The organism is Candidatus Hydrogenedentota bacterium (assembly GCA_012523015.1).
Lineage (GTDB): Bacteria > Hydrogenedentota > Hydrogenedentia > Hydrogenedentales > CAITNO01 > JAAYBJ01.
The window spans coordinates 1-11,609 of record JAAYJI010000270.1; the positions used below are offsets into that span (position 1 = coordinate 1).

An 11,609-nucleotide genomic window follows, 5' to 3' on the forward strand; every position below is an offset into this window, starting at 1 on the left:
ACACTGTCCGGAATACGAATAATATTGCGCCGCGGCATTTTCACATATTCGGCGAAGGCGCCATGGCAATCGACACCGAGATATTGACTGTCAAAACATTGGGCGTACTTGCCCTGTTCACAAGCAGGACATTTCCCACACCACAAAAGGGGATAGGCGGCAACACGGGCGTCCTTCTCCAGATCGGTCACTTGGTCGCCGCAATCCGCAACGAGTCCGGCAAATTCATGACCGCAGACTAAAGGATATTTTGATACGCCTTGCGAAAAAATGCGGGGCAAATCGCCATCACAGACGCCGCACGCCACAACGCGGATGAGAACATCTTCAGGACCAAGCTCCGGAATAGGAACTTCTTCCATCTGAAGATAGCCGATACCGTGTAATACCAATGCTTTCATCTGAGAAGTCTCCATAGGTCACCTGCAGCGCGCGGCGTCGCGTTTCTCTAAGCCCAGCCGGATCGCCTCGTTGATTCGCAGCATATTTTCTTGCAAGGTCGCGCCGGCGCGAAAAAGACTGCTTGATCCGGTCACCAGACAATCAGCGCCTGCTGCTATCATATCAGGGATCGTTGAAAAACTCACGTGTCCATCCACCTCAATCGGGATCCATATGCCCCGTGCTGTCAGATAGGCGCGGCATTCCTCTATCTTTCGCAGGGCAGAGGGCACCAGATCCTGACCTGCGAATCCGGGGTTAACGGTCATGATCATGACAAAATCAAGGCGCTCCAACAAATAATCAAGCATGCACAGGGGAGTCCCCGGATTTAGAGCAATGCCTGCTTGAACGCCGGCATCGCGAAGAAAGGCCAAGGCACGGTCGGGATGGGGGCAGGCTTCAAGATGAAGGGATATCCGTTCCACGCCAATCTTCAGGAGTTCACCCATGAAGAAATCTTGATCTTTTACCATCAAATGGGCGTCGAATGGCAAGCGTGTTTTGGGGCGCAGCTGGCGCAGCACTTCAAAGCCAATGGGCATGTTCGGCGTGAAATAACCATCCATAATGTCCAGATGCAGCCAATCAGCGCCCAGCGCCTCCAATTCCCGTATAGACGCTTCCAGGTTACAAAAATCGGCGCACATCAGGGACGGCGCTGTTTCGATAGAAGGCGCCGCCGCGGCGCGGTCTTGAAGGGTCGTCGAGACAGAAGGGACTGTTGTAAGCTGTGCCGCCTGTGGCAGTGTCGCTTTTGTGCAGCGGATCATCTTTCGCATTGACGCTTCAATCCCTGTCGGTTGTCCGGCATCTCCGAGCGGCTGTAGACAGTTGTCAATCCATAGCCTTTCTATGTGTGCAAATCCTTGCGCTTCCCAAGGGGATGACAATGGCGCTGTTGGCGCGCATTCTTCATTGGTGCCCGGGGAATCAATAGTCTTGTATTGCATATCAGTTATATCCACGTACGTCAAACATAACGCTTGCAGCAAAGGGACTATTTCTTCTTGTGAAGCCGACGGTGGATCCAGAACGATTTTTTCTGCCTTGGTACACCGGGCATTCACCGTTGCTTCATAGCCAACAGCGGCAGTATTCGGATGCGCCCGGTGATAGTGTGTCAAGCTGTCATAGAGACTGCGGAGCAATTCCTGGGCCGGCAGATTCTTGAGTTTCGGGGAAAAGGCTTCCAGAAGGAGCTGCGAGACACCCCTTTCAAACGCACGATGCATATGGGACTGCATTGTTTTCAAGAATCGCTCACGATTCGTGCTGTTCAGGAGTGACGCGAATCCGTGCAGGAGATCGGGGCAAAGGGTTGCCGAGGTCGCGCCCAGCAGCTGTGCAACTTTCCATTTCCGTGTCTCCTCGTCGTGCTCATTTCCTAGCTGAGGCGTATAAATCGGATCGGAAGATGAACTGATACTTATTATGGTCAGCCCCGCCTTTTCGGCTCGTTGCCGTAAGGCTCTAAACACGGAATCAGGCAGCAGGAAACATTCTTTAAAGAGATGGAGTCTAAGGCTATGAATGGACGCGTCGGCTAGTACTTGAAAGAGTGACGGACAGGCATGACAGCAGGACAGAAAATCTGTCTTAACACCAAGTTTCGGTTGAAATACCTTTTCCAATATTGCGCATCCTATTCTAATTGACAGGCGAATTTTTCCTTGTTGCCATTGTATAACGAAGTCCTTTATGAATAGAAATATTTTTTCAGCCTTGGCCGCCCTTTTATTTGCAAGGTTTGCATGAACACCAAAAGGTATGTTATAAAATTAAATTACGCAGGAATTTCTCTAAAGGGGAAAGCGTATATACGATAACGTAAAAATATAAAGTTATTTTATAAATAATAGAAAGAATAGTAACGAATAAATCACCGGTGTAACCACTGTTGGGCATAGCTTATGCCGCCCCTTACACATACGAACACACCCGGTACCCATACATATTGATTCGAGGGGGAATCATTATCGCGATTGATCATCGCATCACCTTGTTTTTAAGCACACAGAATAGGTGTTTTTGTGTCGTTCGAATCGAGATCAACCAATAAGGAGAATTATTATGCATCGATTCAACAAATTTCTGTTAAGTGCTGTTGTCTGCACCCTTTGGGTAGCTGCTGCATTTGCCGCCCCCATTGCAGAACATGTCGTCCTCGTCAGTATTGACGGAGCGAGCCCCCGTGTCATGTTGGAAAGCGATATGCCTGTTCTTATGGAGATGGCAAAAGAAGGCGCCCATACTTGGGAAGCCCAAACCATTATGCCAAGTGTGACCTTGATTGCCCACACCTCTATGATGACCGGTGTTTCCCCCGCCAAGCATAAGACCACAAAGAATGACTGGAAACCGGACCAGGATCCTGTCAGTGTGACGACCATGTTTGCGGAAGCCAAAAAGCTGGAATGGAACACGGCCTTTTTCTCCGGAAAAGGGAAGTTAGAGTATTTGAATATTCCCGGCTCTTTGGATCATTGCGTTACCCCCGCTTATGAATCCCAGACCGTAGCGGATGCTGCTGCTGCCTATATCGTGGAAAAGAAACCCAATCTTACCTTTGTCCACTTTGCAGAACCCGATGGCGCCGGCCACAAACACAAATGGGGATCCGATGAACAAAAGGCTTCCCTCGCTGATGCCGATAAAGCGCTTGCCACAGTTAAAAAAGCTGTTGAAGATGCCGGCATCGCAGACACGACGGTCTTTATCGTTACGGCTGATCATGGCGGCCATGAAAACACGCACGGAACCAACAGTCCTGAAGACATGACGATTCCTTGGGTTGTTTGGGGCAAAGGCGTCAAAGCCGGTTTTGATATTACCGAAGATGTGACGGTTTATGATTCCGCCGCGACAGCGCTGTACATTTTGGACGTGCCCATTCCCAAAGAATGGGACGGCAAAGCCATTGAATCCGCCTTTGCGGAAGCGCCTGTTGCTGTTGGTGTCAACTAAGTAGTCAATGACCGTTCGGGCAGCAGTCCCCTTAGGGGTGATCGTGCTGCCCGACTTTTTCGCCAAACATTGAATTCCTTTTATGTTGCCGTGGGGACAGGTTCCCGATCTTGCGGCGCAGTCGCTTCTATCGCGACTTCGCCTATTCACAAGAAACTCCCTGTTCCCACGTTTTTTTTATTGTCGTCCCGCCGCAGGGGTTTAGAGAAGATATTGATAAGGATTTGACCGAATTATATAGGTGTTGACAAGAGAGGCGCGGGATATTAAGGAATTATAAGCAGTGGCATGTTATGGTAGAATTAAATAGGTAAGCAGATTGTTGAAGTTGAAAAGATCTGTTGATAGGGATTAAGATGATTGTGGTTGATTCAACTAAAGAGTAGTGAATTTCGTGTGTTGCATACCAACTACCATAGAAGGTGAGGGGATAAAGCGTTGGCGCGTCTTTTATTTATAGACACAGATGAAAAATACGCCCGTTTCTTATGCAGTAAATTGGTTGAAGCGGGGCATCATTGTATACATCGTAGTTCCGGTGCAGATATCATCAACTTATTGGATCGTCATGAGATTGACTTGGTCATTTCCGAGGCGATGCTTCCCGATCTCAGTGGTTTTGGTATTTGCCGCCGTATTAGAAGCCATGAACAGCATTTCCTGACGCCCCTCATTATTTTATCGACTATGGCGGAAGAAGCTGAATTGGCCCATGGCTATGCACAAGGCGTGGATATCTACCTTGCCAAGCCGGTGGATCCTCGGATTCTGATTGAATCGGTTAATTCAAAACTTGCGGAAGTGACCAGTGATGAAATCGATCATCTGACCGGACTCTTTAATGCAAAAAGAATTAAGTCCACCATGCAGCGCGCCCATTTAAAACGAGATCTTTTCGCGATACTTTATATTGAGATGTTGTCTTTGGTGCAATTCACTCAAAGCTACGGTCAAGAGGCGCGGGATAAAGCGCTGCGCGGCATGGCGCGATTGTTAAAGCATCTGGGCGAAAAGACAGGTGATCTTATGTTTGAGGCAGGTCACATGGGCGGGGGTCACTTTATCTGCCTTGTCTCCCAATCCGAAGCGGTTAAATTTTCTAAGACGATCGTTGATGAATGGGACAAGCATCTTCCGAAATTGATAACGCGGGTACTCGGTAAAAACGCTTCCGCCGCCAATGGAGCCAACAGCGCCGCGTTGAGTCTAATCGTTTGTGTCACCGGCGGCGGCAGAGACGGCGTCTATTCGATCCAAGACTATTTTGAGACCCTTGCCCATTTGCGTAGTAAAGCTCAGGAAGCGGGGAAAGGCGGTATTTTCCTTGATCTTCGCCGTCAATTTTAAGAAGCTTTTTTCGCCTATTTTAACCGGATAACTTGCGTGTAGAGCAGCTATGACCCAACCGGATCCGAACAAACTAAAGGCGTTGGTGCGCGCCATGAGTCTTGCCGGCAACTTCGGCCTTTCTGTTGGTGTGGTTACTTTCTTGGGCGTCCTTGCGGGAAATTATCTTGATGAACGTTTCGGAAAAGGGAAGGGCTTTATTTTCGCAGGCGTATTGCTTCTTGCTGTTGGGGTGGGCTTATATAGTGCCATTCACAGGCTTTCACAAGCGCTCAAAAATCCGGAAACCAAGAGGGAAGGGCGCTGAAGCTTCCTTTCTTTGAAAGACGGCGGCGTCAAGGTTGAAATGCAACCGGCCCAAAAATAGGGTGCTTGACACCGGTATGAAGGATTGTTGATGACCTAAACAATAGACCCAGGAAAACACTTCATTCCAGAATTCCTGGCGAAGTCTTTTTTCAGGAAAAGCATGCAGTTTGACTTTGACCTGCGGATCCTTATTTAAACCTTGAATCCATCTGTCCTCATGTGTTCTGATGATAGGACATTTTTTGATTGGCTATGAACATTGACCCTTAGGAGATTCCCATGAAAGCGCGTGTTTTTGTGTCGATTTTTACCCTTTGTTTGTTGGTCTTTTTTTGCTGTCCCCCAAGTGCCTTCAGCCAGCCAATGGCAGAGCCCGTGAAATGTTTGTGGATCGGTACGGAGTCTCACGATGAAGTGACTATGGATGATGTGATCCGAGAACTGGAAGAAAGCTATTCGAATATAGCCTTGACGGTGACGGAAGATTATGAGGACTTGCGTATAGACAATTTGAAGAACTACGATGTTTTGGTTGCCGTGCAAATCAAAGCGGAGAAAGGCAATCTGCCGGATGAGGTGAAGTCGGGCATCATCGAATTTCTACAGGGCGGGGGCGGTCTTGTTGCCGTACATTTCGTGGTTGCCAATGTGCAGGAGTGGCGCGATTCCATCGATATTTTTGGAGCCATGTGGGTGAACGGAAAATCCACCCATGATCCCTATCATGAATTCAGTGTAGACATGGCCGATGAAACCCACCCCATCGTCGCAGGGGTAAAGCCCTTTGTCACCAACGATGAGCTGTATTTCAATTTGCTCATGCGCCCCGATATGCATGTGATTATGACAGCCGATCAAGAGCGGATGGGACACAGGATTCCTGAGCCCATGCTTGCGACGCACTATTGTTATAATGCACGCTGTGTCTATTTTGCCCTCGGCCATGATGTGCAATCGACGGCTATCCCCGAGTATCGAAAAATCATGGCACAGTCCATTGAATGGGCGGCTTGCAGACGCTAGTTTTTGTGTGAAGCTTGGTGTCAGCAATTATGACCGTGTTGAAAAAAATCGTTGTTGCATGCGGCATTCTCGGCATGGCGGATACTGCCTTTATTCTCGCTATCGACGGTGGTGACCATATAGGCGTTATGCTGCCCGGTGCCGTGGGGCTTGTCTTGACGGCGTGGGCAGTGTGGACACGGCATCATCCTTTCAAAGTTCCTGCGCTGCAAGGACATCCCATGACGGCATGTATACTGATCCTCTTCGGTTTTGGATTGGCATCATTTCTGGTTGTGCAATCCTTTATTTTGTACTACGCGATTCCCGGTGAGACCATAGAGACAGACTGGTGCGTCGTGTTGGGCGCCGGGGTACGTAAAGAAGAGCCGACCAAAACGCTGCAGCGGCGCATCGACGCGACCGCAGCATATTTGAAGCGTTATGACGCGGTCCGTGTTATTGTTTCCGGCGGTCTTGGTGCGAAAGGTACCATCAGTGAAGCGGAAGCAATGGAACGCGGTCTTGTGGAGGCGGGCATTGATCGCGCCCGTATTATTTTGGAGCCGTCGGCATCCAGTACGTGGGAGAATCTGCGTTATGCTCTTGCGCTTATAGAAGCCGAAGATCCTGCTGCGGACAAATCCGGCGAAAAGCTCCGTGTCGCCGTGGTCACCAGCAATTTCCACTTTTTTAGAGTGCAGCTCCTTGCTGCCCGTCTTGATATGACCGTATGTCCTGTTGTTGCGTCAACCCCTTGGTATCTGCTGCCCAATGCCTGTCTGCGCGAGTATTTCGCTGTTGTGAAATCTTGGGTTATTGACCGTTAATTGCTTCGCTTCTGCCCGGCAGAAGCATGAAAAACAGGTGAGGGATAGCTTGCACTCTTTCCGGGATAAGGTTATACTGTATCCTGTCAATTTTTTGGAAAATACGCCTGAAAGGAAGTTGTTTATGCGTTTCAGCTATCTGTTGGTTATTTTTTGTTTGAGTACCCTTGCCGTTTTTGGCCAATGTCCGCCTGAAGGGGATCAGGTTTACCGTGAATTGTCGGCCGATGCCTATAAAGATCGGATGACGGCAGCATGGATTGGTCAGATGGCCGGTGTCGGCTGGGGTGTCCCTACGGAGTTTAAATTTAACGGCCGCATCATTCCGGAAGCGGATGTACCCGCTTGGGCCCCTGAAATGGTCAATCAATTTGAAGAAGACGATCTCTATGTAGAAATGACCTTCATTCGCAGTTTAGAAGAGTACGGATGGTCGGTGAGCCTTCGCCAAGCGGGCATCGACTTTGCCAACAGCAAATATCAACTGTGGCACGCCAACAAATTTGGCCGCCGCAATTTGCGTGAAGGTATTGCGCCGCCCGATTCGGGACATCCCCAATTTAATAGTCATGCCGATGATATCGACTATCAGATTGAAGCTGACTTCAGCGGGATTTTGACGCCCGGCCTGCCTGCCGCCGCCGTAGAATTGGGAGAGCGTTTCGGTCGGTTGATGAATTACGGTGACGGACTTTATGGCGGTCAGTTTATCGGCGCCATGTATAGTGAAGCCTTTTTCGAACAGGATCCGAAAAAGCTGGTGGAAGTGGGCTTGCGCGCCATCCCCGAAGACAGCCAATATCATGAGTGCATCAGCGACGTGCTTCGTTGGTATGGGGAAGAGCCCAAGGATTGGCAGGCGGTCTGGCATCGAATCAACGAAAAATATCATCTGAACCCGGATTATCGCCGCAGCTCGTGCAGCACGGATAACGAATTCAATATAGACGCCAAAATTAACGGTGCCTATGTGGTGATGGGCTTACTTTACGGTGATAAGGATCCCGATAAGACCATAGAAATTGCCATGCGCTGCGGTCAAGATTCCGATTGTAATCCCTCCAGTGCCGCGGGCATTTTGTTTGCAACGCTGGGCTGTGACGGGATCCCGGAGAAATATACGCAGGCACTTAAGCGTGATGTGAGGTTCAGTTATACCTCCTACAGTTTTGATGAGCTCATCGCTGTGTGCGAAAAGCTGTGCCGTGAGGCGATTTTGCATCATGGAGGAACGATCAAGACCGATGATTCCGGAAAAGAATTGTTCTGCATCCCTGAGATTGCACTGACACCGGGCAAGGCAGAACAATGCCACACACCCGGTCCTATTGCCAATTCTCGTTTCAGCGAATCCGAAATGGCACAGATCACGGAAAAGGACTAAGCGCCGGTCTAGCCCGGCGGCGATGACATCGGTTCTTGCGGCTTACGCCTCGTCGAAAGTGTAGGGCGCACGCATGCTCCGTTGGAGATGGCTGTTCGCTTCGTCGTCGGTGAAACGCTCCGTCTTCGGATCCCACTCCAGCTTGCGGCCGACCCAGCGCGTGATGTTGATCAAGTGGCACAGGGTTGTGGTGCTGTGCCCGATCCGCACGTCGGTGATGGGTCTCTGTCGGGATCGGATACAATCGAGCCAGTTCTGCATGTGGTCTTTGCTGACTTCGAGATGGACGTCCGTATCCGCCAGTTTTTCACGAACCAAGCGTTTAGGTCGTGAACTGTATTTGCCTCGGTCGACTAAGATTTCTCCTTCGTCACCTTGGAAAACACCGCCGCCCATGGGGCCTTTGTTGTCTAGGTGTACGGTGATGCCGTTTGCGTAACGGAAGGATACGGGCGCTTTGCCGCCTTCTCCCTCAATCCATAGCTCCACCGGTCCGTCATGATCCATGCCCAAGGCCCACTGGATAATATCAAGGCCGTGCGGGCCCCATCCGGTCACTTCGCCGCCTGAATAGGGGCGGTATGAAATCCAGCCCAAGGGACCGCGTTCGTCCGTTTTGTTGTTGCCCCGCGGCGCGTAGAGCAGTTCGTGGTACGGGCGCGGTTCGGTCTGTCCGCACCAAAAATCCCAGTCTAAGCCTTCGGGAACAGGTTGCTCGGGAAGCGTACATTCCCAGGGGCTGGGGTAATTGTTGGTGTGCACGGTGTGTATGGTTCCTGCCCGTCCGTTGCGAACCATTTCGCAGCCGACGCGGCAGGCTTCCATGGAACGCTGCATGCTGCCTGTGGTTACGATACGCCCGTATTTTTCGGCGGCATCCACCATATACTGTCCCTCACGGACGGTGAGGTTCATGGGTTTTTCCACGTACACATCTTTGCCCGCCTCACAGGCATGAACCGTATTGAGGGCATGCCAATGGTCAGGGGTGGCAACGATGACAGCGTCTACATTGGGATCTTGCAGCAGGTCACGGTAATGATGGTATGTTTTGGCTTGTGGGAAACGTTCCAGGGCACGATCCAGCCGAGCACTGTAACAATCGGCGAAAGCGACGAGTTCGGCTCCTTCCCTTGGGAATTGTTTCATCAGATCGGAGCCTTGCCGACCGGGTCCGATTACACCGACGCCGATGCGGTCATTGGCGGCGGCTTGCCCATTTCTGCCCAGGACACCGCTGCGAAGGATGAGGGGCGCAGCGCCCAACGCAGTACCGTAACGCAAACTTCTTTCCAAAAAAGAGCGTCTGCTCCATGATTTTTTAGGGTTCATCTCGAAGCCTCCTGTTTATTCTTTAATTGATGATTTATTATTGAAGAAAGAACGCCCAGAATACAAGCATCTGAGCGCGTTTTGTGGTGGAGCGGTTGTTTTAAACCGACGATTATTGTATAGTATGCCAAGGTTTATGGGTATAATTTTTAATTTTCAAAGGATGTTTTTTTATGAAGAAACCGTTACGCATTATCCTTATTTTAGCTGTTATCGGCGTTATTTGTGGTTTGGCGATACCACTGTTAAATCTGGTGATCCCGCTGCCTGCCAGTAAACTGGCAACGCTGAAGCGTAAAGATCCGATACTGTCCGATGCGCTCTATGTACTTGAAAAAAAATGCGTCCATTGCCATACGAGCGAGATGAAATTGCCTTGGTACGCCCATCTTCCTGTTGCCAAGCAATTGATGACCCATGATGTTAAAGTGGGTACGATGCACAGCGATTTTATCAAGGATTTTTTTCCGGAAGACGGCGGCCCCGTATCGGAGGTATTACTCTCCAAGATTGAATATACAACCTTGAATCGCAGCATGCCGCCTCCGCCTTTCTTGCTCATGCACTGGGACATGTTTATGAATGATGATGATGATGATTCCTTGCTGAAATGGATTCGTCGCGAACGTGTACGTCATCATGCGACACCGGGCAACTCGGAAGAAGTGATGGAAGGGGCGCTGCAGCCGCTGCCTGCCAAGATGAATGTGGATGCCAAAAAAGTGGCGTTGGGCGAAGAACTCTTTTTCGATGTGCGCCTCTCCAAAGACAATTCGGTGTCTTGCGCCAGTTGTCACGCACTGGATAAAGGCGGGACCGATCAACTGGCCTTTTCCGTTGGCGTAGACGGTTTGCTCGGCGATATCAACTCGCCGACGGTCTTCAATTCCGCTTTCCAATTCAAACATTTTTGGGATGGCCGTGCCGCTGATTTAGAAGAGCAAGCCGATGGCCCCGTTAATAATCCCGTTGAAATGGCTTCCAATTGGGAGGAAGTCCTTGGGAAGCTGAATGAAGATACTGCCTTTGAAAAGCGTTTCACCGCTGTTTATAAAAGCGGCTATTCCATGGAAAATATTGTGGATGCCATTGCCGCTTATGAACGAACCCTGCTTACACCGGCGCCCTTTGATGCTTTCTTGAAAGGGGATGAATCGGCACTTAATGAACAGCAGCAAAAAGGCTATGCCTTGTTTAATGATTTGGGCTGCTACACCTGTCATACCGGGGTCATCTTGGGCGGGAAATCTTTTGAACGCATGGGATTACGTAAAGAATACTTTGGTACCCGCGGCGAAATACTGGAACGGGATTACGGACGCTTTAACTTTACCGGTGATGAATACGACCGTTTCCGTATTAAAACGCCTACGCTGCGTAATATTGCAGAAACCTTCCCGTATATGCATGACAGCACCGTGGCGACGCTGGAAGAAGCCGTTGATATCATGGCGGAACACCAGGTCGGGAAAAAGATTAGTGCTGAAGAAAATCAAGATATTGTTGCCTTCCTGCATTCTCTAACAGGTAAATATACGCCCGGTGCCGCCGTTCCTACCCGTTGGGACAAAGTCATACAATTTATGGAATCCTTCAGCTGATCCTTTTCTGATCTTAATATCTGTGCTCGTTTTAAGGAGTGGCGATAAGTTCGCTGCCGTTGTCGGCCGTGCAAAAACATTGTATAGTGTCGGGAGTGCGATTTTATTTTCTCCTTTAATGTATTACGTTTGCCCTGACGCAGGTGCCACGAAGGTATCATCATGTGGTGAACTTGTCATTTATGACGCACCCACAGCGTCTTTGGATGCAGGTGAACATATTTTTTCTCTGTGTATTACTGCAAATAGTTTCTTTTAGTAAATGGCGGATTCAAGGTTGAAATACAACCGGCCCAAAAAAAGAGGACATTGTCCCGCCTCAGTAGAAATAGGACTTCTCAACCAGTCCCAATGTGTAGACTAGAAAGGAGAAGTTCATGAAGAAAAGCCGCAGAC

General features: G+C 49.7%; 10 protein-coding genes. 7 read left to right on the forward strand and 3 right to left on the reverse strand.

Annotated elements, in window-relative coordinates; genetic code table 11:
- Both GX117_11925 and GX117_11930 read right to left on the reverse strand, forming a co-directional pair.
- On the reverse strand, window positions 1-401 hold a 401-nt coding region (locus GX117_11925; GenBank protein NLO34036.1), incomplete at its 3' end, for an alcohol dehydrogenase catalytic domain-containing protein.
- Window positions 402-419: 18 nt separating this feature from the next.
- Window positions 420-2,075 (reverse strand): ribulose-phosphate 3-epimerase, encoded by a 1,656-nt coding sequence (locus tag GX117_11930; protein NLO34037.1) that lies wholly within the window; start codon window positions 2,073-2,075, stop codon window positions 420-422.
- 439 nt (window positions 2,076-2,514) lie between these two features.
- On the opposite strand from GX117_11930, the gene GX117_11935 reads away from it, so the two are divergent.
- The 6 genes from GX117_11935 to GX117_11960 all read left to right on the forward strand — a co-directional run bounded on the left by GX117_11935 (window position 2,515) and on the right by GX117_11960 (window position 8,280).
- A complete protein-coding gene (locus GX117_11935) occupies window positions 2,515-3,408 on the forward strand; it encodes a sulfatase-like hydrolase/transferase (GenBank protein NLO34038.1) in 894 nt (297 codons plus the stop codon).
- Window positions 3,409-3,846: 438 nt separating this feature from the next.
- Window positions 3,847-4,755 carry a response regulator gene (locus GX117_11940; GenBank protein ID NLO34039.1) on the forward strand — a complete coding sequence of 303 codons (909 nt, stop codon included), beginning with the start codon at window positions 3,847-3,849 and terminating at the stop codon, window positions 4,753-4,755.
- Window positions 4,756-4,804: 49 nt separating this feature from the next.
- The gene (locus GX117_11945; protein ID NLO34040.1) at window positions 4,805-5,062 is read left to right on the forward strand and encodes an AtpZ/AtpI family protein; all 258 of its coding nucleotides are present in this window, start codon (window positions 4,805-4,807) and stop codon (window positions 5,060-5,062) included.
- Window positions 5,063-5,343: 281 nt separating this feature from the next.
- Window positions 5,344-6,087 carry a ThuA domain-containing protein gene (locus tag GX117_11950; GenBank protein NLO34041.1) on the forward strand — a complete coding sequence of 248 codons (744 nt, stop codon included), beginning with the start codon at window positions 5,344-5,346 and terminating at the stop codon, window positions 6,085-6,087.
- A 29-nt stretch (window positions 6,088-6,116) separates the two neighbouring features.
- Complete coding sequence (locus GX117_11955; GenBank protein NLO34042.1) at window positions 6,117-6,896, forward strand: YdcF family protein; 780 nt, start codon at window positions 6,117-6,119, stop codon at window positions 6,894-6,896.
- Between the two features lie 124 nt (window positions 6,897-7,020).
- Window positions 7,021-8,280 carry an ADP-ribosylglycohydrolase family protein gene (locus GX117_11960; protein ID NLO34043.1) on the forward strand — a complete coding sequence of 420 codons (1,260 nt, stop codon included), beginning with the start codon at window positions 7,021-7,023 and terminating at the stop codon, window positions 8,278-8,280.
- A gap of 42 nt (window positions 8,281-8,322) precedes the next feature.
- Here the strand turns inward: GX117_11960 and GX117_11965 are convergent, their stop codons facing one another.
- A complete protein-coding gene (locus GX117_11965; GenBank protein NLO34044.1) occupies window positions 8,323-9,612 on the reverse strand; it encodes a Gfo/Idh/MocA family oxidoreductase in 1,290 nt (429 codons plus the stop codon).
- A 173-nt stretch (window positions 9,613-9,785) separates the two neighbouring features.
- Between GX117_11965 and GX117_11970 the strand changes: the two genes are divergently transcribed.
- Window positions 9,786-11,213 carry a c-type cytochrome gene (locus GX117_11970; GenBank protein NLO34045.1) on the forward strand — a complete coding sequence of 476 codons (1,428 nt, stop codon included), beginning with the start codon at window positions 9,786-9,788 and terminating at the stop codon, window positions 11,211-11,213.
- Window positions 11,214-11,609 lie beyond the last annotated feature (396 nt).

What these genes read in the sequence shown, in the direction of transcription:
- GX117_11935 (NLO34038.1), top strand. Translation starts at nt 2,515, where the DNA reads ATGCATCGATTCAACAAATTTCTGTTAAGTGCTGTTGTCTGCACCCTT.
- GX117_11945 (NLO34040.1), top strand. Translation starts at nt 4,805, where the DNA reads ATGACCCAACCGGATCCGAACAAACTAAAGGCGTTGGTGCGCGCCATG.
- GX117_11950 (NLO34041.1), top strand. Translation starts at nt 5,344, where the DNA reads ATGAAAGCGCGTGTTTTTGTGTCGATTTTTACCCTTTGTTTGTTGGTC.
- GX117_11955 (NLO34042.1), top strand. Translation starts at nt 6,117, where the DNA reads ATGACCGTGTTGAAAAAAATCGTTGTTGCATGCGGCATTCTCGGCATG.
- GX117_11960 (NLO34043.1), top strand. Translation starts at nt 7,021, where the DNA reads ATGCGTTTCAGCTATCTGTTGGTTATTTTTTGTTTGAGTACCCTTGCC.
- GX117_11965 (NLO34044.1), bottom strand. Translation starts at nt 9,612, where the DNA reads ATGAACCCTAAAAAATCATGGAGCAGACGCTCTTTTTTGGAAAGAAGT.
- GX117_11970 (NLO34045.1), top strand. Translation starts at nt 9,786, where the DNA reads ATGAAGAAACCGTTACGCATTATCCTTATTTTAGCTGTTATCGGCGTT.